We start from the raw sequence: 26,811 nt of genomic DNA, 5'->3' as shown, positions 1-26,811 counted from the left end.
CCTTACAAGATCGCGAAATGACAAGTCATCGGGCAAAGCGAATCGGGTCATAAAGATGATAAGATTCACCAAGCCGGACGTCTCATGCGGAAAAAACGGGAAACATTCCCGAAACCAAAAGCATTAAAATAATACAAAAGTATAGGTATTGTGTGATGATATACTGATGTCATCCTCGGTCCGGCGCGATTGTCATATTTTGTCAGAATGTATAGTGCCAACCGTGGGTACACTTTCAATGATTGTAAATTTGACGCGCATAAATGCTTTTCATGATCGACGGGGAGTGCGATCTCATAAATGACAACGCGCACGGAACTGATTGATGCCATTAAAAAGCATCAGCTCTATGTGATGAAGCAACCGGGTGGCAAGCGATTGCAGTTGCGCAATGGCAACCTTTCGCGCATCAAAATGAGCAAGATCAGTCTTGAGGATGCGGTTTTGCCCGGTGCCAACTTTATTCAGGCCGTAATCCGAGACGTCAAATTCGATTTCTGTGACCTGTTTGGAACCAACTTCGTTGAAGCTGATCTTGAAGGATCAAGCTTCATGCGGGCTGATCTGCGCGGTGCGAACATGGCGCGCGCAAAATTGCGCAATGCCAACCTTAAGGGGGCTGATCTTCGATCCGGCGTGATGGTGATCGTCGATGCCGGACGCGAAAAAAAGGTCAAGCGCAACACGGATCTGGCCAATGCCGATCTGCAAGGCTCGATGATGTCTGGTGCCAACCTGGCGGAAAGCAACATGTCCGGTGCCCGACTTGCGGACGCGGATCTGAGCGATGCCAACATGTTTGCCGTCAATCTTGCCGGGGCAGATCTTTCAGGGTGCAACCTTTCGGGGGCGAAGCTCAAGAATGCGAACCTGAAGGGGGCCAAGCTCAAGGATACATTGTTGCTGGGCACGGACCTGTCGGGTGCCAATCTGCGCAATGTCGATTTGTCCAATGTCGATCTGTCACAGGCCAATACTTCAAATTCGATCGGCAGCAAGTCGGGAGCGCCCTTGCCCGAAGATATCCGCATTTTGTTAAACGCCCATACGGAGTGGCTGACAAGTGGCGGGGCAGCAGGCGCACGACTTGATGTTACTGGCCGTGATCTGACCGAGCTTGATTTTACCGGCTTTGATCTTTCGGCAGCGTGCTTTGATGATTGTATCCTGCGTGGCGCGTTGCTGGTTGATACCATCCTTGTGATGGCATCCATGCGAAATGCCGATCTGGCCCGCGCCCGCCTGAGCGGTTCGATCATGAACGGGGTGAGGATGTCTTATGCCAACTGTTCCAAGGCTGTGCTTCAGGGGGTCAAGTTTGGCGGATTGGAACAACGTGATGCCAAGGGACAAAAGACGGGCGAGGTGTGGCGGGCTGATCTGCAATCAGCAGATTTTTCCAATACTGACCTGCGAAACTCGGTCTTTGATCAGCCCCGCATGAAGGGGGCCTCGCTGCGCAAGGCGAATATTGCCGGTGTTGCATTCGGCGATACGGATTTAAGCGAAGTCGATCTTGATGGTGCCAATATCGGTTCGATTCTGAGTGGGACCATTCCCGAACAGGTTTAACCCCGATATAAAAATTCCCCGAAGCCTCCTGAGCATTCGGATAGGATTTCAGCGAAATAACCGACTTGCTGGGCAGTGCCGATACGCAAGAAGTTAAACTTGTTGCGTTGCAGGCTAAGTGCTGCATTCTATAATGCTGAATAATAAAAAACTGATTTAGAGTCGGGGGCTATTCGCTTTATGTCATCGCGTTCGGAATTGATTGATGCAATCAAGAAGCATCAACTTTACCTCAATCAAAAACCGGGCGGTCAGCGCATGCAATTGCGCAATGGCAACCTGTCGCGCATCAAGATGAACAAGATCAGCCTGAAAGAGGCCGTCCTGCCGGGGGCGAACTTCATTCAGGCATCTGCCCGCGATGTCTGCTTTGATTTCTGTGATTTGTTTGGCGCGAACTTTGTTGAAGCCGATCTTGAAGGATCCACGTTTGAACGTGCCGATCTGCGTGGTGCGAACATGGCGCGCACAAAGTTGCGCAACGCCAACCTGAACGGCATTGATTTGCGTGCGGGTATCATGGTGGTTCTCGAAGGTGCGCGTGAACGCACGGTCAAACGTGAAACCGACATGACAAACGCCGACCTTGAGGGCGCGATGATGTGGGGCGCGAATATGGCTGGCAGCAACATGTCGGGCGCACGTCTTGCCAACACCGACATGAGTGACGCCAACATGTTTGCTGTCAACCTCGAAGGGGCGGACCTGACGGGGTGCAAGTTGAATGGCGCGAAGCTGCGCAATGCCAACCTCAAGGGGGCCAAGCTTTCTGGTACTGAACTTGTTGGCGCGGACCTGAGTGGTGCGAACCTGCGCAATGTCGACCTGCAAGATGTCGACCTCACGCAGGCCAACACGTCCTATTCCATCGGCGGTGAAGCCCCCAGCGCCCCGCTGGTCGAAGATATTCGCGCATTGGTCAACGGTCACAGCGAATGGCTGTCAACAGGTGGCAAATCCGGGATGCCGATGATTGCAGCCGGGCGTGATTTGTCGGGCATGGACTTTTCCGGCATGGATTTGTCAGGGGCAGTCTTTGACAAATGCATTATGCGCGGCACCCTGTTTGTCGATACCATTCTTGCCATGTGTTCGATGCGCGAAGCCGACATGCAAAAGATCCGCATGAACGGTGCGGTGCTTGATGGTGTGCGCATGGCGGGATCTGATTGTTCGGAGGGGGTGTTCCAGGGCGTTCATTTCGGCGGTGTCGATCAGCGCGACAAGAAGGGCGAGAAGACCGGCGTCGTCTGGAACGCGGATCTGTCGGATGTGAATTTCGAACAGTCCGACTTGCGCAACTCGGTCTTCCACGAAGCCAAGATGAAGGGCGCAAACCTGACCAAGGCGAATGTTGCCGGTGTTGCCTTTGGTGCGACCGATCTTAGCGAAACCGAACTCGAAGGGGCCAATGTCGGTTTGATTTTGAACGGCTATATCCCCCGCAAAAAATAATCACCGCCCAACATTCAGGTTAAATGAAAAACGCCGCCCTCATTGAAGGCGGCGTTTTTGATTGTGCGCGGGCGGTTTGTCGCCTAGCTGCGATAATCGGCGTTGATCGAGATATAGCCATGTGTCAGATCGCAGGTCCAGACCGTGGCCGCACCATCACCAAAGCCAAGATCAGCATCAATGTCGATATACTGACCCTTGATGTGCGCTTCGACCGGGGCTTCGTCATAATCCTCGACCCGCTCGCCATTCTTGGCCAGCACAATGCCACCGATCGAAATGGTCAGCTTGTTCGGGTCGGCGGTGACACCGCATTTGCCGACCGCCATGACAATACGCCCCCAGTTGGCGTCTTCACCAGCAATCGCGGTTTTGACCAGCGGGGAGTTGGCAATCGCCTTGGCGGCAATCTTGGCTTCTTTCTCGTTCACGGCACCGGTCACATTGACGGTGATGAACTTGCTTGCGCCTTCGCCGTCACGCACGACCTGATGGGCCAGATCACGCAGAACGTCTTCCAGTGCCGTTTTGAACGATGCCAAAGCGGGATCATTCGCATCGGAAATAGCATCATTGCCAGCCTTGCCGGTCGCCGCCAGCAGGACGGTATCCGAGGTCGAGGTATCGCTATCGACCGTAATCGCGTTAAAGCTGCGATTGTTGCAGTCGGTCAACAGCGCCTGCAAAACACTGTGCGGCAGGGCGGCATCAGTAAAGACAAAGCCCAGCATGGTCGCCATGTTCGGCTCGATCATGCCAGATCCCTTGGCAAAGCCGGCAATGGTCACTTCGGTGCCGTTGATGGTCGAAGTGGCTGAGGCCCCCTTGGGGAAGGTATCAGTCGTCATGATTGCCTTGGCCGCATCCAGCCAGCTGGCATCATCGGCGAGGATGTCATCCATCGCATCGGTAATGCGGTTTGCCGTGGTCGGCTCGCCAATCACACCGGTTGATGCGGTGAAAATCTCGGTCTTGGCGCAGCCAAGTGCCTTGGCCGCGGCGTCGACCTTATCGGCGACGAACTTTTCGCCAGCCTTGCCGGTAAAGGCGACCGAGTTACCCGCATTGACGAAAAATGCACGTGCGGTGCCACCCTTAAGCGCCTCGCGTCCCCAGCGCACCGCTGCCGATGCTGTAGTTGACTTTGTGAACACACCGGCAACCTGGGTGCCGGGCTCAAGTTCAGCCAACAGGACATCCGGGCGCCCCTTATAGCGAATGCCAAGGGTCGCGGTGTGTAATTTGACACCGGCAATGGCCGGAAGATCGGGGAATGCCGCGGGGGCAAGCGGTGAAATGGCAGTCGCAACCATCTGTGCAATTTCCTTTATTGGACAAGTAGGCCCATCCTGCCGCAATGGTGGCGAAAAGCAAGCGACAGAATGAGTTTGCGCGATCAAACTGATCGACAAAAAACGGGGCGAAGCCAATGGCCGCACCCCGTTTGATGATGTTGGAAAGACAGGGGCCGTCAATGCAGACGGATGATCCTGTTTTCCGAATTATTCAGACGGTGCTTCCTTGGCAGCTTCTTCTGCTGCTTTCTCCGCTTCGATTTCGACATTGTTGACGATATCGGCGGTGGCACGCAGGTCTTCGACCAGCGCGTTGAACGCGTCACGGCTGATTTCGGCCACCAGCTGCTGACGGACTTCGTCAAGCGACGGCTGGGCGCCTTCTTTTTTCTCTTCGACCTTGATCACATGCCAGCCAAACTGGGTCTGAACCGGTTCGCTTGAATAGGTGCCTGCTTCCATTGCAAAGGCAGCTTCCGCGAACGGTGCGACCATGTCTGCACGGTTAAAGAAGCCAAGATCACCGCCATTCGGGCCGGACGGGCCAGTCGATTTTTCCTTGGCGAGTTCGACAAAGTCAGCACCATCGTCGAGTTCGGCGATGACGGCTTTTGCGTCTTCTTCGCTTTCAAGCAGGATGTGGCGGGCGTGAACCTGCGGCTCTGGCTCGTTGGTCGCGATGAATTCTTCGTATTTCGCGTTGATCGCGTCTTCGGTGATCGCGTCATTGAGCGCACGATCCAGATAGGTTTCCGCGATCAGGCGGCGCTCAAGGGCTGCGATCTGTTCTTTGACTTCTTCGTCATCGGCCAGACCGGCTTCGCTCCCGGCATTCATCAGCAGACGCTGGTTGATCTCACGGGTCAGAAGGTCCGCCTTGAGCATTTCAAACGGAAGCTGGCGGTACTGTTGCGGCAGGCCCTGCTGGGTTGCGCGGACTTCGGATTCAAGGATTTCCTCACCGTTCACCGTCGCCAGCACCGGGTCTTCTGCCGGTGCAGCGTCCTGTGCCATGGCAGGGGATGCAAAAATGACGGTTGCCAGGGACGCAGCAAGAAGGGATTTGCGCAGCATAGTTTCTCCAGACTTTGATTTCAGACGGGCTTTTGCCCGATGCCTCTGCCCACGGGTAAAACACATAAGTGGTGCCTGCACAAGGCTTTGCCGTGGATGATGCACCTTTTGACAAAGCAATCTGTCTAAAATGTGAAGAAGCTAAATTTGCTTGTCAGCATGTTGTGTTTTGTATCTGTGCGCCCGCCCGCGGATGTGCCGCACGTATCGACTGCGAGGCGGGCGATGGCTGAGCGACAGTAATATGAAATTTTGACAGGGCCGAGGATACGGATCAGGCCTTAACATCAAACAGGACTTCACCGACCATCCCGTGAGAACCATCGGCACGGGTGAAACCTGATTTGGCCACCAGATCGCCGCCAATCAGGCGTTCATCCAATGGTGTGATCATCGAAAGCGAGATCGATTTGATGCCCTCGCTTGCCAGATCGGACTGGCTCCCGTCTGCGCGCAGCAACACAAGCGAACTGAAAACAGCATCGTTTTCGTCAATCTGGCCATCATGGTTGTCGTCATATTTGGCCAGCTCGGCAAAGCCGTCTTTTGCGCCATTTTGGTCGCCAAACAGTTCAGTGCCATCGTTGATTTTGCCATCTCCGTTGCGATCAAGCGCAAGCAGTGCATCCGCGCCACTGACCCAGGCGGTTTGATCAAGCGTGCCATCGCCATCAATGTCAAATCGCGTTCCAGCCATCACACTGGTGATGTCGAAACCATTGCCATCCAGATCAAGGATCAACGGGTCTTGCTGAAACATCTGAGAGATCTCGATACGGATTAATTCGATATGGGCGTGAAATTCAGAGATCGAGATATCGGCTGACCCTGCCAGGCTTGAAAAGCGGGTCTCAATGGCGCTGAAATCAATCTCGACGCTGCGCGAATTTACGGAAACCTGACCCAGATTGACCGCGCTGTTACCTTGAGCGATGTTGATCGAGAGTTCCTGAGTTGAAATCGCCCCCTTGACGCCATTCGCACCAACAGTCTTGAGCTCGGCCGGGTCACCACCGGTCATCGCATTGGCGATGGCACGTGCCTTGGCGGGCGGAACACCCATCATCGAAAGGATGATGAAAGCATCGCGATTCATCCTTGCCTGCGCCTCGTCCAATGCGGGTTTCAGCGCATTAAAAGCTTCAAGCGGGGCAGTGTTGATTTCAAACACCGGACGCTGGAACTCGCCAAGGGCATTTTCGATGCGCTCATTGGCTTCGATGCTGAGATCAATCTGATCGGAAATCGTGCGCTGCCTTGCCAATGCCGTTTCGGTTTGGCTTTTCCCATCCGCCCCGGTATCCGCACTGCTTGCAGTCACCGCGCTGTTGGAGGTGGCGCGCAACGTGGCAATTCCGGCGGCATTATCCGCTGCGGTGGGTTTGGAAAATGTTGTGTGCTCAAACATTCAGCGCCTCCTTCCTGAAGGGCTGCGGGATGCTGATTACGGCATCCCGTGGCTGTTAAATCAGAACATCCTGTTCCTGTGTCGGGTCAATTACGGGCACGGTTTCACCATTCGGGAAGGTGAAGGTGGCATTGCCATCGTCCTGACCAAAACGGCCCATCGGCATCATCATATCAACCGTCAGCTGAAGCGGGCCAGTGCCTTCACCGGCTTCTGGTGCAGGCTGATTGATACTGCGTACAATCAGGGTTGCCTGCTCCATGAACTGTTCGGTGATCTGGGCATTCAGTGCTGCCATGCGTTCTGCGGCAAGCGCCTGGCCGTTGGTTTGTGCCGCACCATTGGTGGCACCACCTTCGCCCTCTGCGGATGTATCATCGGTGCCAACCGTTGCATTCATCAGTTCACGGATGAATTCGGCGACTCCGTTGTCATTGATATCGAACAGAAGCCCCCCATCCTCGGCACTGGCCGGGTTGCCCAATGCATCAACCAGCGATCCGCCACCCAGTCCATCCATGACATTGCCAAGGGCGCCAAGGGCCGCCCCCATGCTGTTGCCAATTGCGATGGCTTCGGTGCGGACAACCTCAACCTTGGCGGCCTCGTAGTTAAACGAAAACTCACCGGTTTCGTTGTTGATGCTGATATCAAGCGACTGGACCGCCATCATGGCTGATTCGGATACGCCAACCGCTGCGCCATTTGCCCCGGCATAGGAAATGGCAGTCTTGCTGTGGCTGGCGATGGCCTGATCAAAGGAAAATTCGAACTGGTCCTGACCGCTTGCGGCATCGCGAATGCCATTGAACATCGCATCGGTTGCGGCAATAGCGTCTTCTTCTGACATGCCCGAAAGTGCAAACATTTCCTCAACACTGCCGCGGATCAGTTCAAGCGATGCATCAAGCGCACGCTCAAACAATTCATCGGTTGTCAGCGGTTCGGACGAAAGAGACTTTCCGTTGGCCGGTACAAGCTTCTGGCTGTCGTTATGTGCGGCAAGCGCATCATCAGAAAGGGCTACCGGGTCAATACGGGTGCGCTCATCAGGGCGGGCCTGTGCTGCGCTTTCGCCAGCATTTGAATCGGTTTTGGCATGGGGCTGACGCGCGTCTTGCAGGGCAGACTGCCCCTGACGAAACGGATTAAGCGCGGAAAAATCGACCATAATCCTCCTCCTGAGGACTTGAATTGGCAGCGTTTAAGGATCGTCCCTGAGCGCCAAAACGAGCTACATGCTCTGTTAGGGTGTAAAACTAATAGGTGAATAATACGACCATTCTTCGTGTTTCTCAAGCAAGAAGGCTTCAAGCGCGCCAAACGAAAACGTGAAGAGGCGCGGATTTGCCAGCAATCTGGTGCGATAACAGGTAATTTCCCGCTCTTCATTCCCGATATTGGTTCGTTCCGTTGACAGATGGCAGGCAGGGTTCTATCTGTGATCGGGCTCCGCTTTCTGCCGGGGTTCATTGTGTCTTAATTTATTTGTTCAGGAACGTATTAATGCTCGGCGCTATTGCCCGGAAAATTTTCGGTTCAGCTAACGATCGTGAAGTCAAAGCCCTGCGGGCCACGGTCGAGCAAATCAATGCCCTGGAACCCGAAGTCGAGAAGCTTTCAGATGACGAACTGCGCGCCCGTACCGATTGGCTGCGCGATCGTCTGAAGAATGGCGAGACTCTGACAGATATTCTTCCTGATACCTTTGCCACCATCCGCGAAGCCTCCAGACGTGTACGTGGCGAACGTCATTATGACGTGCAGCTTCTGGGCGGCATGGTTCTGACATCGGGCAAAATCGCCGAGATGAAAACCGGTGAGGGTAAAACCCTGGTTTCGACCCTTCCGGTCTATCTGAACGCGCTTGAAGGCAAGGGTGTTCATGTTGTGACTGTGAACGACTATCTGGCAAGCCGTGATGCGGAATGGATGGGCGAGGTCTATGGCTTCCTTGGTTTGACCGTGGGCGTGATCATGCATGGCATGACCGACGATCAGCGCCGCGAAGCCTATGCCTGCGACATTACCTATGCGACGAATAACGAGCTCGGCTTTGATTATCTGCGCGATAATATGAAGTTCCGCCTCGAAGACATGGTCCAGCGTCCGTTCAACTTTGCCATCGTCGATGAAGTCGATTCGATCCTGATTGACGAAGCCCGTACCCCGCTGATCATTTCCGGTCCGGCCGAAGACAGTTCGGAACTGTATCGCGCGATTGATGCCTTGATCCCGAAACTGGTCGAGGAAGACTACGAAAAAGATGAAAAGGCACGTGCGGTAACCTTGACCGAAGAGGGTACCGAACACGCCGAACAGCTTCTGATGGAAATGGAAATCCTGACCGAAGGCACGCTTTATGACGTTGCCAACGTTCATCTGGTCCATCACGTCAATCAGGCGCTGCGTGCGCACAAGCTGTTCCAGAAAGATACCGACTACATCGTCAAGGACGACAAGGTCGTCATCATTGACGAATTCACCGGTCGTATGATGGAAGGCCGCCGCTATTCCGATGGTCTTCATCAGGCGCTTGAAGCCAAGGAAAAGGTCAAGATCCAGAACGAAAACCAGACTCTGGCATCGATCACCTTCCAGAACTATTTCCGCCTTTATCCGACTTTGGCTGGCATGACCGGTACGGCAATGACCGAGGCCGAGGAATTCGAGGAAATCTACAACCTTCAGGTTGTCGAAATCCCGACCCATCGCCCGATTGCCCGCATTGATGCCGATGACGAGATTTACCGGACCGCCAAGGAAAAATGGGTGGCGATCTCTGAACAGCTCGAAGACTGCCACAAACGTGGCCAACCGGCTCTGGTCGGGACTGTTTCGATCGAAAAGTCGGAAATCCTGTCTGACCTTCTGAAAAAGAAGAAAATCCCGCACGAAGTTCTCAACGCCAAGCAGCACGAGCGCGAAGCATCGATCGTCGCACAGGCTGGTGCGCCGGGTGCCATCACGATTGCCACCAACATGGCCGGTCGTGGTACTGACATCAAACTTGGCGGCAACGTTGAAATGCGGGTCGAACACGAATTGGCCAATGTCACCGACGAAGCCAAACGTGCGGCTGCGATCGAGAAAATCAAGGAAGAGGTCAAAGCCGACCAGGAAAAGGTTCTGGCGGCTGGCGGTTTGTTTGTGATCGGTACCGAACGCCATGAATCACGCCGCGTGGATAACCAGCTGCGTGGTCGTTCCGGCCGTCAGGGTGACCCGGGTGGTTCGAAATTCTATCTGTCGCTTGAAGATGACCTGATGCGCATCTTCGGGTCCGAGCGGATGGACAGCATGCTTCAGAAACTTGGTCTGCAGGAAGGTGAAGCGATTTACCATCCGTGGATCAACAAGGCGCTTGAGAAAGCCCAGCAGAAGGTCGAGGCGCGCAACTTCGACATTCGTAAGAACGTTCTGAAGTTTGATGATGTCATGAATGACCAGCGTAAGGTCGTTTACGAACAGCGCCGTGACCTGATGCAGGCCAAAAATGTGGCCGAAGACGTTGCTGACATGCGCGCCGAAGTCATCGAAGACATGGTCGACAAATATTGCCCGGCCAAGGTTTATCCAGAGCAGTGGGAAACCACCAGCCTGCACGAAGAAGTTACCCGTCTTCTGGGGATTGATCTGCCGATTGCAGATTGGGTCAAGGAAGAAGGCATTGATCAGGAAGTCATGCGCGAACGCATTGAAAAGGCCGCGGATGAAAAAATGGCGGCCAAGGTTGCCAACTATGGTGCGGACATCATGCGCCAGGTTGAAAAAAGCCTTGTCCTGCAGTTGCTTGACCAGTCGTGGAAAGAGCACCTTCTTGCCCTTGATCACCTGCGTCAGGGCATTGGTCTGCGTGCCTATGGTCAGCGTGATCCGCTCAATGAATTCAAACGCGAAGCGTTCAACATGTTCGAAGCCATGCTGGTTTCCTTGCGCGAACGCGTGACCCAGATGCTGTCGCATGTCGAACTGCAATCGACCCCGCGCCCCGAAGACCTCGAGGCATCACGCCGTCCACAGCAGGAAATGCGCGAAAATCGCGACGAACTTGAAGCAACCGAGCAGGGTGTGGATACCGCAACCGTGCAGTCGCGTCAGCCGGGCAATTTCGATCCCAACGATCCATCAACTTGGGGGCGGGTTGCACGCAACCAGGCCTGCCCATGCGGATCCGGGAAAAAATACAAACATTGCCATGGTCAGCTGAACTGATCGAACCCGGCAACATCATCAAAAAAGGCGCGCGCCCAACGGTTGCGCGCCTTTTTTATTTCTGTGTCGTTGGCAGGATGCCTTGCAGGAACTGTCTGACAGGGGCCAGAACCTGTTCATCGGTCGTCAGATAAAACCCAAGGGCAATCAGCGTCCCCGCATGGCCGGTGTCAGGGACTTCGACAAGTTCGGCCGTTGGTGCCAATTCAGCCAGTCGGCGGGAATTTCTTGGGAAAACGGTATGATCACGTGTGCCGGTCACCAGCAACAATGGCGGCATATGCGCCAGATCCATCTCCACGGGTTGGCTTTCATCGGCTGGTGTGTTGCCAAACGCATTTTGTGTGGCCGCAACATCATAGGGATAAAAATCATACGGGCCAGACAGCCCGATAATCCCGGCAATGGCGCTGCTATCAAGGTCAACAGCGTCTAAATATCGTTTATCGGCAACCACCTGAACGGCGTTATAGGCTCCGGCGGAATGCCCGGCCAGCATCACAGGGGTGTCGGCTAGCAGCTTGGGGTTCTGTTTTGCATATCGATCCATAAACGCAATCGTCGACGCGCCGTCCTCGATAAAGGCCGGGAAATGTATATCTGGCACCAGTCGGTAATCTGGAATGGCCACGGCATATCCAAGCTCGGTAAATCGCTTGGCGACAAAGGCATATTTGGCACGATCACCAGAAGCCCATGATCCGCCATAAAACCAGATCACAAGCGGTGCTGGCCGGGCTGATACATCGGGCAAGTAAAGATCGAGAACCTGCCGCTTGTCCGGACCATAGGAAAGATCTGCGACATCCGGCTTCAAGTCACCCGCCTGCCAGTGGTTATAGGCACCCAGCTTGTCGCAACCAGCAAGCAGCATGATCGCGAGAAGTGAATTGGACGTGACGGTCAGGAATTTTCTGGGAAGCATATGGTTTCCGAATACGGGAAATAAGCATCAGGAATTGATACGTTATCTTTTGCTGCTCCGTTTAAAAATCCTTTGTTTCTGTGTTCTGTTCGAATACTGACCTGCCTTCGTGATGTTTTTGAAAAGAGGAAACATCGTCCACGACTGTTGATCCGGACGTTTATTGCTCCTTAATTCCCGGCCCACTAAACTTGTTGACCAAACGGTAAAGCAACAAAGTTGGGTAAGGTGTCCTCATTCGATCAGGTGTCCAGACGAGCGAAAAAACTGGAAACTAATGGCCAGATTGGCGAAGCCATAAAACTGTACGAGGTGTTTCTTCAGGATTTTCCGAAAAACACACGTGCAAAGGCGGCTCTTGAAAAGCTGCAGTTATCCCTGACAATGAACACGGACGCGACACAAGACGCCTATACAACGGCCCGAAAACTGATCGAACGGGGCGAATATGCAAAGGGCATCGCCATTGCCCAAAAGATTGTTGCCGAAATGCCAGACAATGCCCCGGTTTGGAACCTTTTGGGGATGGCCTACTTTCAGAATAACAGGCCGCTTGAGTCGGAGCGGCATCTGCGAAAAGCGATTGAAATTGACAAAAATTTCGGCGTGGCTTGGGTCAATCTTGCAACCCTTTTTTATACTCAGAACAGGTTGGAGCTGGCGCTGAAAGCCTTTCAGAATGCCAGTCATCTTGATCCAGAGAATGGCGAGCTGCTCAATAGCATTGCGGGTATTCTGATTTCATTGCGACGCCTTGATGAGGCAGAGCCATTCTGTGTGCGCGCCATCCAGAAACAACCCGATATGAGCGGCGCATATAACAATCTTGCCATCATCTTCTATCGCAGGCGTAAACGTGCTGCAGCAAAGCAGGCATTCGAAAAGGCTGTGCAACTTAACCCGGACAATATGGCGGCACTTGGTGAGTATCTTTATGTGCGAGCGCAAATTTGTGACTGGACCCCATTGCCGCCCGAACTCCTGAACACCAAACCAATGGGACAGCCGGGAAATTCGATCTCGCCATTTTCGATGCTGCATTTCGAAGATGATCCGTTTGCACAGCGAAAACGATCTGAGATCCGCGCATTAAGTTACGCGGTCCCGACCGATCCGCCCGCTTTCCAGCGCCCTCCGTCACGCCCCGAGAAGCTTAAGATTGGCTATTTCTCAGCTGATTTTCATAATCATGCGACCCTGTCTTTGATGATGGGGGTGCTTGGTGAGCATGACAAAGATCGTTTCGAAATCCATGCCTATAGCTACGGCGATGTCACAGATGGTTGGCGACGCAGTCAGCTTCAACAGATTATCGACAAGAATTGGGATGTACAGAACGCCTCGGATGACGAAATTGTTCAGCATGCGCGCGAACATGGCATTGATATCGCCATTGATCTCAAGGGCTATACCCAGTTTGCGCGACCGCGCCTGTTTGCGCGTCGCATGGCGCCGATCCAGATGAATTATGTTGGTTATCCCGGGACATTAGGGACAGGCTGCATTGATTATCTTGTCGCCGATCACACGGTCATTCCCGACGAATACAGAGATGCCTACACAGAGAAAATCATCTACATGCCGCATTGCTACCAGCCAAATGATGGCGCGCGGTCATTTCCTGAAAACACACAAACACGTACCGATCTCGGACTGCCGGAAGACGGGTTTGTCTTTTGTTCGTTCAATGCCTGTTACAAGATTTCACCGCGTGAATTCGATATCTGGATGCGGTTGCTTGATCAGGTAGAAGGTTCTGTCCTTTGGCTTTTTCAGGGCAACGACGATGCCGTCGCGAACCTGCGCAAGGAAGCAGAGACCCGTGGTGTTGACCCAAATCGCCTTGTCTTCGCAGAAATGCTGCCAGAGGAAGAACACCTGGCCCGTCATAAGCACGCCGATCTGTTCCTTGATACTTTCAATGTGAATGCACACACGACCGCAAGTGATGCACTCTGGGCAGGCTTGCCGCTGGTGACGCTGCCCGGCAAGCAATTCGCTGCACGCGTAGCAGCCAGTGTCCTGCATGCCGCAAACCTTCCGGAACTGGTGGCGAAAACCGAACAGGAATACGAGGCCATTGCCCTGGAACTTGCCCTTCACCCTGCCAAGACCAAGGCGCTGAAAGCCAAGGTGAAAGATCAAATCAGGACCTGTCCCTTGTTTGATACCAAACGATATACCCGAGCTCTTGAAGCCGGATTTGACGCGGCATATGACCATTATCTGGAAGATCAGGCCCCCGATGACATTGATTTGGCCGGGTTTGATCGGGGCTGATTGTTTTCTGCTCTTGGCGAAGATTTGATGGCGCGATAAAACAGTGCCATGACAATACAACAACCAGATAAAGGCTGCATGTCGGTTGACCTGCGCCAGGGGAAAATTCCCGAGAAAACAGTATTCGTCAGTGCGGTAGCACTGGTGGATATCGATCACCGTGTGCTGATTGCACAGCGCCCGGAAGGCAAATCCATGGCAGGTCTGTGGGAGTTCCCCGGCGGCAAGGTCGAGGCGGGTGAAACCCCCGAAATGGCACTGGTGCGTGAGCTCAAGGAAGAGCTTGGAATTGATATCACCGAAAGCTGTCTGGCACCCTTCACCTTTGCGTCTTTCACCTATGATGATTTCCATCTGATGATGCCGCTTTATCTGTGCCGTGTGTGGAAAGGCGACATCACGCCGATGGAAGGTCAGCAGGTCAAATGGGTGCGTCCGGTGCGTCTGGGTGATTATCCGATGCCGCCGGCCGATTTGCCGCTTGTTGCGATGCTGCGCGATTTCCTGTGAGCCATCCGCCCTTTCGCGGCGTATGGTTCAGGGCAAAAGAATTTGAATGATGTTGTGGGGATATGATGTCTGATCCGGTCCGTGCCTGTCTGATTATTATCGGCAATGAAATCCTGTCTGGCCGCACCCATGACAAGAACCTGCCCTATCTGGCAGAGGAGCTGAACACGCTTGGTGTGCGACTGGTCGAGACCCGCGTCATTCCCGATATCGAAGACACCATCATCGAGACGCTCAATGAATGCCGGGCAAAGTTCGACTACGTGTTTACCACTGGCGGCATTGGCCCGACGCACGATGACATCACATCGGAATGCGTTGCCAAGGCCTTCGGGGTGGCGATTGAACTGAACGCCGACGCGCATGACTTGCTTAAAAGCCACTATGACAACCCCGCAGACCTCAATGAGGCGCGCCTGCGCATGGCGCGCATTCCGGTCGGCGCAGAACTGATCCAGAACCCGATCTCGAAGGCACCGGGTTTCCGGATGGAAAATGTCTATGTCATGGCCGGTGTACCGATGATCATGCAGGCGATGTTCCAGGGCATCAAGCACCAGCTGATCGGCGGTAAACCAATGGTGTCGCGTTCTGTTGGCGGCTATATCCCCGAAGGCACGATAGCCAAGGTGCTGGCTGAAATTCAGGGTGATTTCCCTGCAACCGATATCGGCTCCTATCCGTTCCTGCGCGAAGGAAAGCTTGGCACCACATTGGTGGTGCGCGGCGAAAATCCAGATGATGTCAATCAGGCAGCAGAACGTATTCGCCTTGCCATCATCGAAGGCGGCAAGGACGTGATCGAAGATACCGGCACGGTCTGATTCAGCGCAAAGTTTGATCGCGCATCTCGGTTGGCGGCGTATTGCGTTTGGTCAAGGTAACCGTCAGGCGCACTGTCTAGAATTGTTCTGACCTATTGACGGGAAGAGAACATGACCGACCAGAACCAGGAGCCGCACGATGATGTACGCAACAGTCAGGCTGCCCGCGAAGCGCGTTCGATTATAAAATTCATGATCGAACACACCGCCTATGGCGGCTTTGGCGCGCTGGTCTTCGGGGCGCTGGTGCTGTTTTTTGATATTGGCGGGATTTACACGTTGGCGATGTCATCGCGTGATGCGCCGATCTTTATCTTTTTGCTGTTCTTTGGCCTGTTCGTGACCTTTGGCGGGATCAGTCTTGGCATCGGGATCATGACCATGGGCGGGTTTTCCGATGATGATCGCTACCGCGATGAACGCACGCGCAACCGCAATTCAGATGACAGAAACTAAAAAGGCGCCAACCCTTGGCGCCTTTCCCGGGTGACAAAGACCTTGGCTTATTGCGGGTCCGCACCAGACTTTTTGGCGACCATGCGCGCGATCAGCATGCCGATGATCCAGCCCGCCAGCGGCACGATGAAAATGTAATCAAACAACGGATGGCTTGAATCCCCGCCAGACGCCGCCAGAATAAAGCCGATCCAACCTGCGGTCAGCACATAGCCCGCAATCTTGAAATAGACCCCGTTCGACAGTCTCTTTTTTTCTGATGGCGGTTCGGGATTGTTTGATTGGCTTTCGTCGCCAGACATTCTTCATTCCTTGCGTTCTGAAATAGGCTTTGGCGATCAGCGTTCAAGCGTAAGCGCATCGGGATCAATGCGTTCCTGCCAGCCTTCGCGCACCAGTTCGGGCACAACGTGATCCTGTTCCGGATAGCCAATGCACAGATAGGCAATCAGGCGCCAGTGGTCTGGCACATCAAGTGTCTTGCCAACCACATCGGGCTCAAGGATCGAAACCCAGCCAACCCCGATGCCTTTCACACGCGCGGCCAGCCACAGCAGCTGCACCGCTGCCACGGCGGAATAATCAAGCATCTCGGGCATGGTCTTGCGACCCAGTCCCATGCCGGCCTCGGTTTCTTCGTCGGCAAACACAGCCAGCTGTACCGGGGCCTGATCCATGCCCTGAAGCTTAAGCGACGCATAAAGCTTTGCGCGCTCGCCGTGATAGTCATTGAGTGCTTCGTTATTGGCACGCTCGAAACTGTCGCGGATTGATTTGCGGCGTTCAGGATCATTGACCTTTACAAAACGCCATGGCTGACAATTGCCGACGGATGGCGCCAGACACGCTTCCTTGATCAGATCGTCGATATCTTCTTGCGGGATCGCGTCTGTGCGAAAACGCCGGACATCGCGACGCCACAGCAAAAGGTCAATGAACTGCTTTTGAAAGGCATGGTCAAAAACCGGCGGTGTCAGGTCCGTTTCCTGGTCGCTGTTTGCGGCAACTTGATCTGGTTTTGTCATGGCGCGGCCCTGATGAAATGCGGGGTAACGTTCAATGGTTTTGCACCCTACCTGTCAGCGCCGTTATCGCCAATAGCAAGATGGGCTAAAGCGCCAGCCACCGGCATTATTTCCACTACAACCGACCGGCAGGTCCTAGAATGGCACATCAATGCTCAGAAGGCCGGTGTAGTCTCCGTGCTGAACTTCATAGGTCAGTTTGCGCCGCAGCTCAAAGCTGACGCTGGCGGGAAAGCGGCTCCATTGCTGGGTGATGCCGCCGCCGGTATCAAGATACAGATTGGTGCTTTCAATGCTGACAAATGGTTCAAGCATCATCGATGAGCGCGCAACATCATGGGTCAGTGAAAACTCCGTCCGAATGCCGGTGATGTCTTGCTGTCCGGTGGCAATATCGCGAAAGCCCTGAACGCTCAGATCAAAGTTCAACGGATCATAGGCATAATCCGAACCGGCATAATACCGCCTTGATCCGCTGCGTCCGTAATCCTGGTTCAGCAGTGATATTGTCTGTTCCTGTCCAGCAAACGGAATGATTTCATGATCGCCAAAGCCAAGCCGATAGCGGGCCTCAACCGAGGTATCAAAAAGCCGGGTGGTGGCGATATTCCCCGGCACAAGGCCACCGTCAGTGGCGCGCGCGGCATCAATATATTCACGGGCTGTGACCATGTCGCCTTCAAGCTGGATGCGAAGCGGCACGGCACCAAATTCATAATCGGTACCGAACCCGATACTGTTTGAAATGCTTGTACTATCAAGTGTTTCGGCATAGTCGAGATTGTCTGGAACCAAGCCAGTCGGGGACTGCGAAATGGTGCTTTGACCAAGGCTGATACTGCCGCGCAGGTTAAACCAGTCTGTTATGCGCGACACAAAATAAGGTGACAGAGCAAGATTGTTTTCGCGATAGCGCAACTGTCTGGTGCTTGATTCCCCAACAGTACTGCCCCAGCCGATCCCCATGCCAAGCACGAGTCCGTCATCAACAAGATAATCAACCCCGCTATCAAGCGATATGGTGTCGCCGCTTAAACCCGGATCATATCCTGAACCGGTGATGCGGTTCTCAAGCGCGGAATGATTGCCCGCAAGCCAGATGCTAATCGGGACGCGCACATTGCGTGATTGGGTGGGAAAGGTGCCGGCAGCACTGTCAAAATCAATCCTGCGCGCAAGCGATGACAGCGCGGCGCGACCGGCAAGGATCTCGCTTGGTGTCGGTGTGCCCATGCCAAATTGCAGGTTCTCGGTCGCCTGTTGCGGTGGGGAAAGAAAGCTTTCAGACAAAAGCGGGGCGAGCCTGCTGTCATAAAGGTCATCGTCCATTTTGTCGTAAAGCCGGTTCATATGCCGACGCTGGTTTTCTGTGCGCGTGGTTGTCTTGTTCCGCAGGACCGGTGCATCTGGCCGTGCAGCATCATCGCGGGCAAAGGCCTGCGCTATGATAGGGGGCTGGCGTGTCTCGCGGTACAGGGCATAGATGGCCGCCAGACAGGCCGTGGCAATCACGGCAGTTTGAAAGCGCCTGTGCATCTGACGTTAAACATCTCGGTTCGGGCCAGTTATCTAGCGTGACAGACGAAAATGCAGGGAATATGGAGAAAGACGGGCAGTTCTGCCCCATTGATGCCTGATCAGTCAAAGACAGGGAAAGCAGACAACAAGAGCCAATAGAATGTTGCGTCAAAAACCAAGCCGCGCTAGAACGCTTTGCATCGGCTCTGGCCGGTCCATCGCGCGTCGCGGGCGTGGCGAAATTGGTAAACGCAGCGGACTTAAAATCCGTCAGCCCTTAGGCTTTGCCGGTTCAAGTCCGGCCGCCCGCACCATCGCATCTTTAACCCGGAATGCGGTTTGTGCGCTCGGCACGAAATTGCCGAAATCCGGTCATCAAATCCCCTGCTTTGAGATGCATCATTCAAAGTTCCACGCGCAGGTCTGCTCTAGGCGCCTGTGTGGTTCTACAAACGAGGAGAATGATGATGGTCCACTTGATTGCTTTTGGCGTGATTGCAGCCGCCGTTCTCGCTGTCAGCTAAGCGTGACCGGCTTCAATTTGTGGTGGGTTCAACCTGCTGTATGATCGGAGAAGGATCTCTCTGGGTTAAATGGCGGCGCAAAATACGCATGTCGATTTTTGAATTTGGTGATGTCGCAAAGTAAAATGTCTGTGTCGCGACGGGCATTTTGCTTATGTGAACCATATCCCCCAATTCCGGATAGGTATTAAGCAAGGTATCGGCCACTGCCTTCTCCATCAATCCGCCATCAGCCCGCTTCTTGGCGATCATCCGCAAGATGGTTAAGTCATCTACGACTTCGATGGTGTCAACATCGTCACGGCGGCTTTCAAAAACGTCACCATACCAATAGCCAGCGCCAACAGCGATGCGGTGGTTCCACAGTTCGTTAGCCTCCAGCGGATACTCGCGGTGGGACAGTAAAATGGTGTCACTGACCAGAATTGGGAACTCGTAGTTTAGCCCATAATTTATCGCCTGACCGGATTCGGCGCAGAATATGACATCGACGTCGCCATTGCGTGCGGCATCAATTGCGCGCTTCCATGGAAAGACCTCTATCCTGACTTCATAGCCGAATGATGTCATGAGCTCTTGGACATAATCGACAAGAATACCACCTGGAAGCTTCCCATCGACAACATAGGGTGGCCACGGACTGCAGGCAGCGACGATTTCGGTGCTGTCGTCGTCAGATGCGCTTGCCGTTGATGATATCAATGGCAATACACACAGAACAAATCCCAAAAATCTTAATCTGCGCGACATCTGAATTTCCGGCTTGTGAGCAATCATAATAGCATGTGTGGTGCCTCTCTGCTGGTTTTTAGGTTTGTTCAGCGCACAAAGAACCGGGCGAAAGGAATATCCATCAGAAGTCATTGATATAAATTCGTTTCCCGCAAAGACACGGAGATAATTAATTTCCCCGTGGTGACTTCTTGTAAGCAATGCTGCGGTGCGATACGATCTGCGATGCGCTGAATGCGCAATCAAAAGGCTCGCATTGCCATGAACAAAGTCGTCGCCAAACCCGCTGAGATTTCAACGGACCCGGTGCAAGCAGACGGGGCATGGCATGCTTTGCCCGCCGAGCAGACGCTTGATGATTTCCAAACAAGCTCCCAAGGACTTGATCCGCAAGAAGCATCGAAGCGTCTGGTGCAATACGGGCCCAATCGGCTGGACCCGCCACGTCGGCGCGGGCCGCTGATCCGGTTTCTTTCACAGTTTAACAATGTGCTGATTTATGTCCTGCTGCTGGCAGCCCTTGTCACAGCGGCCTTGGCGCATTGGGTGGATACGTCCGTCATTCTGGCGGTGGTGGTGGTCAATGCCATCATCGGCTTTGTTCAGGAAGGCCGGGCGGAAAGCGCGCTCGAGGCGATCCGCAATATGCTTTCGCTTGCCGCCATCGTCGAGCGTGATGGCCGCAAAACTGAAATCCCCGCCGAAGATGTCGTGCCCGGCGATATCATCCATCTGCAATCAGGGGACAAGGTCCCGGCCGACTTGCGCCTGATCCGGGTCAAGGGCCTGCAAATTCAGGAAGCCATCCTGACGGGCGAATCTGTCCCGGTCGACAAGGCCGTTTCCCCCGTGGCCAAGGACGCAGCCCTTGGTGATCGTTTTTCCATGGCCTATTCCGGCACCATGGTTACCCACGGGCAGGGAGGTGGCGTGGTTGTGGCCACCGGGGCCAAAACCGAAATTGGCCGCATCAGTGCGCTTTTGTCCGAAGTCAGTACCCTTACCACACCGCTTCTGCGGCAAATGTCGGCCTTCGGGCGCAAGCTGAGCGCGGCGATCATGGCGGTGGCCTGTGTCACCTTTGCCATCGGTGTCTGGGTGCATGGACGGGCGGCGGCCGACATGTTTGTGGGGGCTGTCGCACTGGCCGTTGCCGCCATCCCCGAAGGCCTGCCCGCGATCATGACCATCGCGCTTGCCACCGGCGTGCAACGCATGGCGTCGCGGCGCGCGATCATTCGTCGGCTGCCCGTCGTAGAGGCATTGGGATCGGTCAGTGTGATTTGTTCGGACAAGACCGGCACGCTTACCCGCAATGAAATGACGGTGCAGTCCCTTGCTACCGGCAAGCATCTTTATGCCGTGACTGGCACTGGCTATCGCCCCGAAGGCGGTTTTGAACTCGATGGCAAACCGGTCACACTTGATGATCATCCGGGGCTGACCGAAATGGCGCGCGGGGCATTGCTTTGCAGTGATGCCGGTCTGCATGAGGATGATGGTCAGTGGGTAGTTGATGGCGATCCGACCGAAGGCGCGCTGGTTGCCCTTGCCATGAAGGCCGAACTCGAACCCGGTGCCGAAAACCGTCAATTGCCGCGCCACGACGTCATCCCGTTTGAATCCGAACATCGTTTCATGGCGACCCTGCATCACTATGCCGAAGGCCATGGCTTTATCTATGTCAAAGGGGCGCCGGAACGTATTCTTGCCATGTGCAACTCTCAGGGCGGACCGAATCATCAGGAGGCCCGTGACCGCCCCTATTGGGAAGACCGCATGCAGGAAATGGCCGAAAATGGCCAACGGGTTCTTGCACTGGCGTTCCGCCCGACCCTCAACCACCATCACCAGCTGGTGTTTGACGACGTCAAACAGGATCTGGTGTTGATCGGCCTTTATGGTCTGGTCGATCCGCCGCGCGAAGAAGCCATCGCTGCCGTTGCCAAATGCCGTGCTGCCGGGATCACTGTTAAAATGATCACGGGCGACCATGCGATCACTGCCGGTGCCATTGCCCGGCAACTGGGCCTTGGTGATGGTGAACGCGTGGTCAGTGGCCATGAACTGGACGCGCTTGATGATGAGGCGCTGCGAAACGTGGCCCGGCAGTCCCATGTTTTTGCCCGCACCAGTCCCGAACATAAACTGCGACTGGTCAAGGCCCTGCAGGCCGAAGGCCATGTCGTCGCCATGACCGGCGACGGGGTTAATGACGCCCCGGCGCTGAAACGCGCCGATGTCGGGGTTGCCATGGGCCAAAAGGGCAACGAGGCCGCCAAGGAAGCCGCCGAAATGGTGCTCGTCGATGATAATTTTGCCTCAATCGCCGCCGCGGTGGAGGAAGGTCGAACGGTTTACGACAATCTGGTCAAATCGATTCTGTTCATCCTGCCCAGCAGCGGTGGAGAGGCACTTACCATCGTTATGGCAATGGCCCTTGGCCAATTGTTGCCCATCACCGCCCCGCAAATTCTGTGGGTCAATATGATCACCGCTGTGACGCTGGCCTTGGCTCTTGCGTTTGAGCCGGCCGAAAATAACGTCATGAAACGTCAGCCGCGTCGACGGGATGCGCCTTTGCTCTCGGGCTTTTTGATTTGGCGGACTGTTTTTGTCTCGCTCATTCTGGTGGTTGGCGTTTTTGGCGTGTTCGTGTGGTCCCAGAACCGGGGCGCGGGGCTTGAAGTCTCGCGCACGCTGGCGGTCAACACGCTTGTGATGTTTGAACTGTTCTATCTTTTCAATACGCGCTTCCTGACTGCATCGGCGCTTACCAAGCAGGGGCTGACGGGCAGTCGGGCGGTGCTGATTGCCGTGGCGCTGGTTGTGGTTTTCCAGCTGATCTACACTTATGCCCCGCCGATGCAGTATCTGTTTGAAAGTGCTGTGATCTCGCCGCTTGGCTGGGCGCTGGCGGTTGGGGTCGGGTTCAGCGTCTTTGTGCTGGTCGAAGTCGAAAAGGCGGTCCTGCGACACTGGCAGAAGCGCAAGTCACAGGGGCCAAATTCATTCACATAATCGCTCGGGTCTCCGCGATTTGTGTGGCTTTGCGGCAAAGTAGCCCGTGCAAACCAGTTGCCGGATCGGTCATGTGCATGAGTTTGGCCCCCGGTGTTTACCGGATGTAAAGCACATGGCCCCTATCCATAACGCATCGCCGCAATCACGTGTCAGGCCGTCCTATGCCGCTACCAGATGAAGAAGACGAAGGCCCGCGCAAGAAAGAACGGATTGGCAAATATGTTGCCCCCGAAGAGCGCGCGGCCAATATCGTCAAGCAGCTTGATGAGTTCCTGCGCAAGGGTCCGCGCAAGGGGCTGAAATACTCCCGTTGGCAGCAACTGGCCTGGTATGAGATCGTCGATGAAATCAAGCGCGCCGAAATGGCCCAGAAAAATCAGGACACCCTGACCAAATCAGCCTTTCTTAGTCTGGCGATTGGCTTTGGCACAGTCGGTTTTTGGGGACTGGTCCTGATGGCGGGCAATGGTCTTGGCGGGATTGCCGCCGCTGTGATTGTGATTGCCGGTCTTGTGATCTGGCGCGCCATGGCCAAGGCCCAGTGGTTCAAATAACAATGCATTCAGGCAGGCATTCGAAACCATGAACAAGGACGCAGCCGAAACACTGGCCATCAACGCCATCGCCCATATCGCGGGCGATGAAGAATTGTTGCAAGGACTGATCGCGCAAACCGGTATGGGGCTTGATGACCTCAAAGCGGGGATCGGATCAACCGAAGTGCAACTCGGTGCTCTTGAATTCCTGTTGTCGCATGAGCCGTTCCTGATGCGCTTTGTCGAGGATTCGGATTACGCCCCCGAAGACCCTGCGCGCGCGCAAATCGTTCTGTCCGGCGGCCCGATCTGGCAGGACTAATGGCGGGCAAGCAGTTCTGGCATGTTCGCGATGTTCGGCCTCGGATCGGTGCGCAGCAATCCGTAAATCACGGAATCGCGGATACCGATATGGGTTTCCCATTCGCCACGCAAAACGCCTTCGCGGGTAAAGCCCAGTTTTTCAAACGTCTTTTGTGATGCGTGATTGTCCGGGTCGATATCGGCAAAAACCCGGCGCGCCGAAGTTTTGGCAAACAGATCGTCAATCGCCGCAGCCAATCCGCGCGCCGCATAGTTCTGCCCGCGGGCGGCGGGGCTGATCATGCAGGCCGCTTCCCAGATATCCTTTTCCCGCCCGGTGTTATAAAGCGCAATGCGACCAAGGGCCGGTCCATCGGGTGTTTCGCACACAACCCAGGATGTTGCCTCGAACCCTTCAGTCCAGTTTTTCAGATTGGCGATGGTGGTTTCGAGATCGGGGAAGGCGGGATCAGGTAGCCAAAGGCAACACTCAGCGTCACCAAAAATAACGTGCAGGTCCGGGCCATCGGCCATCGGATCAAGGGGGCGCAGATACATGTCAGGCACTTCGGTTAAGGATCGGATAAGGGGTGGTGGCTGCTTGGCTTAGCTCAGAAAGGGCAGGGGTGTGCCGCCATAGACGTAAATCCATACCAGAAGCCCGCCGCCCAGCAAGATGCGATAAATGGCGAAGGGGGTGAAGCTTGAACGTTTCAGCCAGCTCATCAGAAGGGCAATGGCGATCAGTGCGGTGATAAAGGACAAGCCAGCCGCCAGCAGGACATCCTCGGTCAGGTTGATGTCACCGGCCTGATGCAAATCGATCCCTGCCAGCAAACCGGCACCAAGGATCACCGGGATCGACATCAGCATGGAAAACTGTGCTGCGTCTGCGCGTTCATACCCCATGAAGCGGGCCGCAGTCATCGTAATGCCCGAACGGCTGGTGCCGGGAACAAGGGCAAGAACCTGTGCAAGGCCAATAAACAACGCCCCGCCCCAGCGCATATGCTCAAGGCGGTTGATCGTCATGCCGACCTTGTCCGCAATCCAAAGCAACACGCCAAAGCCAAGCGTGGTCCAGGCAATGATTTCAATCGAGCGCAGCTGTTCCTCGATGCCAGAGACCTTGAAATAGAATCCAACAGCAATCACGGGGATGGTGGCGAGCACAATATGAATGGCGAGGCGGGCACCGGCATTGATTCGCCCGGTAAGCAGCCGAACGAATCCGCCGATCATGGCGAACACATCGCGCCAGAAATAGATCAATACAGCAGCCAAAGTGCCAACATGGACGGCGACGTCTACCAATAAACCCTGATCCGCGCTGCCGGTGATGGCAGGGGCCAGCACCAGATGGCCAGATGAGCTGATCGGGAGAAATTCGGTGATCCCCTGAACGACTGCCAGAAGAATTATGTGCTGTAGTGTCACGCCCGCCTCTGTGCCTGTTCGCTGCAAAAACTGATCGCTTATAGCAGTTTAGCCCATTTTGGCGAAACGCATAAATAGTACCATTATGGTACTATTGAAACAATGTTACAGCGGTTTTCAATGGGGTTTCGCGAAAAACCGGAAAAATAATCTGGATATTTACGTCAGCATTATTGACGTAAATGATATTTTATACTGGATTCTTGCCTGTTTGACACGTATACAGAGCAAAACCTGCAACATAAAACCCTTCCAGAGGGCCGTCATGACAGAAAAGATGCTGAAGTTTGTTCATCTTGAACAAAAGTATCCGCACAAAAGAGAAGCGTCCGAGCGCCGCACGGATTTCAATGAAATTTACGAGCCGTTCGAGGACCAGAGTGCCGCGGACCAGTCCGCGCGTTGCTCGCAGTGTGGTGTGCCCTTCTGCCAGGCACATTGCCCGCTCTATAATAACATCCCCGATTGGCTGCGCCTGACCACCGAAGGTCGCCTTGAGGAGGCTTATGCCATCTCGGCTGCAACCAACAACATGCCGGAAGTAACCGGCCGCATTTGCCCGCAGGACCGCCTGTGTGAAGGCAACTGCGTGATCGAACAATCGACCCATGGCGCGGTCACCATTGGTTCGGTCGAAAAATACATTACCGATACCGCGTTTGAAAACGGTTGGGTCAAGGCCCCGGTGCCGGGCAAGGAAAATGGCATGTCGGTGGGTATCATCGGCGGTGGCCCGGGCGGTATGGCAGCGGCTGAACAGCTGCGCCTCAAAGGATATGAAGTCCATATCTATGACCGTTATGACCGCATGGGCGGGCTTCTGGTTTATGGTATCCCGGGCTTCAAGCTTGAAAAGGATGTGGTTGAACGCCGCGTGAAGCTTCTCGAGGAAGGTGGTGTTGTCATGCACACCGAATTCGAAGTTGGCCGCGATGCCACCCTTGAAGACCTGCGCAAAAAACACGACAGCGTTCTGATCGCAACCGGCGTTTACAAGGCCCGCGAACTGAAACTGCCGGGGGCCGGTCTTGAGAACGTCTATCCTGCACTTGAATACCTGACAACGTCCAACCGTCATGGTCTGGGCGACAAGGTTCCGGCCTATGAAGACGGAACGCTGAATGCCAAGGACAAAAACGTGGTCGTCATTGGTGGTGGTGATACCGCCATGGACTGTGTGCGTACCGCGATCCGTCAGGGTGCAAAATCGGTCAAATGTCTTTATCGCCGTGACCGTGCAAATATGCCGGGCTCCCAGCGCGAAGTGGCCAATGCCGAGGAAGAAGGTGTCGAGTTTGTCTGGCTGACAAACCCCGAAGCCTTTGTCGGCGATGACAAGGTAACCGGTGTGCGCGCGGTCAAGATGCGCCTTGGTGCCCCGGATGCCGGTGGCCGCCAGAGCCCGGAAATCATCGAAGGTTCGAGCTACACCATGGATGCCGATATGGTCATTCTGGCGCTTGGCTTCGAACCCGAAGACCTGCCGACCCTGTTTGATGCACCGGAACTCGGTGTGTCGCGCTGGGGAACGGTCAAAATCGACTTCCGTACCATGATGACCAATCTGGATGGTGTGTTTGCTGCTGGCGATATTGCCCGCGGTGCATCGCTTGTGGTCTGGGCAATTCGTGATGGTCGCGATGCGGCGGACCGGATTGATGAATATTTGCTGGCGCGCAAAGAAGCTGCCGCTTAAGC

General features: G+C 54.6%; 22 protein-coding genes and 1 tRNA gene. 12 read left to right on the top strand and 11 right to left on the bottom strand.

The annotated features are described in order from the left end of the window. Window positions 1-300: 300 nt before the first annotated feature. Both AUQ43_RS13475 and AUQ43_RS13470 read left to right on the top strand, forming a co-directional pair. Window positions 301-1,572: a pentapeptide repeat-containing protein gene (locus tag AUQ43_RS13475; protein WP_062956748.1), complete on the top strand. Its 1,272-nt coding sequence runs from the start codon at window positions 301-303 to the stop codon at window positions 1,570-1,572. A gap of 180 nt (window positions 1,573-1,752) precedes the next feature. Beyond that, window positions 1,753-3,027, top strand: coding sequence for a pentapeptide repeat-containing protein (locus tag AUQ43_RS13470; protein WP_062956747.1), 1,275 nt, complete (start codon window positions 1,753-1,755; stop codon window positions 3,025-3,027). Between the two features lie 83 nt (window positions 3,028-3,110). Here AUQ43_RS13470 and argJ read toward each other — a convergent pair whose 3' ends face one another. The 4 genes from argJ to AUQ43_RS13450 form a co-directional block, all read right to left on the bottom strand. Further along, window positions 3,111-4,340 (bottom strand): bifunctional glutamate N-acetyltransferase/amino-acid acetyltransferase ArgJ, encoded by a 1,230-nt coding sequence (gene argJ, locus AUQ43_RS13465; RefSeq protein WP_062956746.1) that lies wholly within the window; start codon window positions 4,338-4,340, stop codon window positions 3,111-3,113. A gap of 189 nt (window positions 4,341-4,529) precedes the next feature. Beyond that, window positions 4,530-5,396, bottom strand: a complete 867-nt coding sequence (locus AUQ43_RS13460; protein WP_062956745.1) for a peptidylprolyl isomerase — start codon at window positions 5,394-5,396, stop codon at window positions 4,530-4,532. A gap of 274 nt (window positions 5,397-5,670) precedes the next feature. After that, window positions 5,671-6,804: a hypothetical protein gene (locus tag AUQ43_RS13455; RefSeq protein ID WP_062956744.1), complete on the bottom strand. Its 1,134-nt coding sequence runs from the start codon at window positions 6,802-6,804 to the stop codon at window positions 5,671-5,673. A gap of 55 nt (window positions 6,805-6,859) precedes the next feature. Then, window positions 6,860-7,975, bottom strand: coding sequence for a hypothetical protein (locus tag AUQ43_RS13450; protein WP_062956743.1), 1,116 nt, complete (start codon window positions 7,973-7,975; stop codon window positions 6,860-6,862). A 335-nt stretch (window positions 7,976-8,310) separates the two neighbouring features. On the opposite strand from AUQ43_RS13450, the gene secA reads away from it, so the two are divergent. After that, window positions 8,311-11,019: a preprotein translocase subunit SecA gene (secA, locus tag AUQ43_RS13445; RefSeq protein ID WP_062956742.1), complete on the top strand. Its 2,709-nt coding sequence runs from the start codon at window positions 8,311-8,313 to the stop codon at window positions 11,017-11,019. A gap of 55 nt (window positions 11,020-11,074) precedes the next feature. Here the strand turns inward: secA and AUQ43_RS13440 are convergent, their stop codons facing one another. Continuing rightward, a complete protein-coding gene (locus tag AUQ43_RS13440) occupies window positions 11,075-11,944 on the bottom strand; it encodes an alpha/beta hydrolase (RefSeq protein ID WP_062956741.1) in 870 nt (289 codons plus the stop codon). A gap of 228 nt (window positions 11,945-12,172) precedes the next feature. On the opposite strand from AUQ43_RS13440, the gene AUQ43_RS13435 reads away from it, so the two are divergent. From AUQ43_RS13435 to AUQ43_RS13420, 4 genes are all read left to right on the top strand, one after another. After that, complete coding sequence (locus tag AUQ43_RS13435; protein ID WP_147250423.1) at window positions 12,173-14,224, top strand: tetratricopeptide repeat protein; 2,052 nt, start codon at window positions 12,173-12,175, stop codon at window positions 14,222-14,224. A 78-nt stretch (window positions 14,225-14,302) separates the two neighbouring features. Then, the gene (mutT, locus tag AUQ43_RS13430; protein ID WP_062957313.1) at window positions 14,303-14,734 is read left to right on the top strand and encodes an 8-oxo-dGTP diphosphatase MutT; all 432 of its coding nucleotides are present in this window, start codon (window positions 14,303-14,305) and stop codon (window positions 14,732-14,734) included. Between the two features lie 62 nt (window positions 14,735-14,796). After that, the gene (locus AUQ43_RS13425) at window positions 14,797-15,558 is read left to right on the top strand and encodes a molybdopterin-binding protein (RefSeq protein WP_084272106.1); all 762 of its coding nucleotides are present in this window, start codon (window positions 14,797-14,799) and stop codon (window positions 15,556-15,558) included. Between the two features lie 111 nt (window positions 15,559-15,669). After that, a complete protein-coding gene (locus AUQ43_RS13420; protein ID WP_062956739.1) occupies window positions 15,670-16,014 on the top strand; it encodes a hypothetical protein in 345 nt (114 codons plus the stop codon). A gap of 47 nt (window positions 16,015-16,061) precedes the next feature. Here AUQ43_RS13420 and AUQ43_RS13415 read toward each other — a convergent pair whose 3' ends face one another. From AUQ43_RS13415 to AUQ43_RS13405, 3 genes are all read right to left on the bottom strand, one after another. Beyond that, on the bottom strand, window positions 16,062-16,316 hold the full coding sequence (locus AUQ43_RS13415) for a hypothetical protein (protein ID WP_062956738.1): 255 nt from the start codon (window positions 16,314-16,316) through the stop codon (window positions 16,062-16,064). A gap of 36 nt (window positions 16,317-16,352) precedes the next feature. Then, complete coding sequence (gene bluB / locus AUQ43_RS13410) at window positions 16,353-17,039, bottom strand: 5,6-dimethylbenzimidazole synthase (protein WP_084272105.1); 687 nt, start codon at window positions 17,037-17,039, stop codon at window positions 16,353-16,355. Between the two features lie 135 nt (window positions 17,040-17,174). Further along, window positions 17,175-18,575 (bottom strand): autotransporter outer membrane beta-barrel domain-containing protein, encoded by a 1,401-nt coding sequence (locus tag AUQ43_RS13405; RefSeq protein ID WP_232310675.1) that lies wholly within the window; start codon window positions 18,573-18,575, stop codon window positions 17,175-17,177. A 209-nt stretch (window positions 18,576-18,784) separates the two neighbouring features. Between AUQ43_RS13405 and AUQ43_RS13400 the strand changes: the two genes are divergently transcribed. Beyond that, window positions 18,785-18,871: transfer RNA gene (locus AUQ43_RS13400), tRNA-Leu, on the top strand. A 222-nt stretch (window positions 18,872-19,093) separates the two neighbouring features. Here AUQ43_RS13400 and AUQ43_RS13395 read toward each other — a convergent pair. Then, entirely contained in the window at window positions 19,094-19,945 is an 852-nt protein-coding gene (locus tag AUQ43_RS13395) for an ABC transporter substrate-binding protein (RefSeq protein WP_084272104.1), read from the bottom strand. Between the two features lie 102 nt (window positions 19,946-20,047). Between AUQ43_RS13395 and AUQ43_RS13390 the strand changes: the two genes are divergently transcribed. The 3 genes from AUQ43_RS13390 (at window position 20,048) to AUQ43_RS13380 (ending at window position 23,695) form a co-directional block, all read left to right on the top strand. Then, window positions 20,048-22,834, top strand: coding sequence for a cation-transporting P-type ATPase (locus tag AUQ43_RS13390; RefSeq protein WP_232310674.1), 2,787 nt, complete (start codon window positions 20,048-20,050; stop codon window positions 22,832-22,834). A 164-nt stretch (window positions 22,835-22,998) separates the two neighbouring features. Continuing rightward, entirely contained in the window at window positions 22,999-23,391 is a 393-nt protein-coding gene (locus AUQ43_RS13385; RefSeq protein WP_062956736.1) for a hypothetical protein, read from the top strand. A 28-nt stretch (window positions 23,392-23,419) separates the two neighbouring features. After that, the gene (locus AUQ43_RS13380; RefSeq protein ID WP_062956735.1) at window positions 23,420-23,695 is read left to right on the top strand and encodes a DUF3572 domain-containing protein; all 276 of its coding nucleotides are present in this window, start codon (window positions 23,420-23,422) and stop codon (window positions 23,693-23,695) included. Here the strand turns inward: AUQ43_RS13380 and AUQ43_RS13375 are convergent. Next, entirely contained in the window at window positions 23,692-24,234 is a 543-nt protein-coding gene (locus AUQ43_RS13375) for a GNAT family N-acetyltransferase (RefSeq protein ID WP_062956734.1), read from the bottom strand. The two genes, AUQ43_RS13380 and AUQ43_RS13375, sit on opposite strands and share 4 nt — an antisense overlap. A gap of 48 nt (window positions 24,235-24,282) precedes the next feature. After that, window positions 24,283-25,113: an undecaprenyl-diphosphate phosphatase gene (locus AUQ43_RS13370; protein ID WP_062956733.1), complete on the bottom strand. Its 831-nt coding sequence runs from the start codon at window positions 25,111-25,113 to the stop codon at window positions 24,283-24,285. Window positions 25,114-25,378: 265 nt separating this feature from the next. Here AUQ43_RS13370 and AUQ43_RS13365 point away from each other — a divergent pair, with 265 nt between their 5' ends. Further along, window positions 25,379-26,809 (top strand): NAD(P)-dependent oxidoreductase, encoded by a 1,431-nt coding sequence (locus AUQ43_RS13365; protein WP_062956732.1) that lies wholly within the window; start codon window positions 25,379-25,381, stop codon window positions 26,807-26,809. Window positions 26,810-26,811 lie beyond the last annotated feature (2 nt).

This window comes from Thalassospira sp. MCCC 1A01148 (genome assembly GCF_001613795.1).
GTDB lineage: Bacteria > Pseudomonadota > Alphaproteobacteria > Rhodospirillales > Thalassospiraceae > Thalassospira.
Note: the sequence above shows the minus strand (reverse complement) of the source record. Positions and strands in the feature narration are given on the sequence as shown.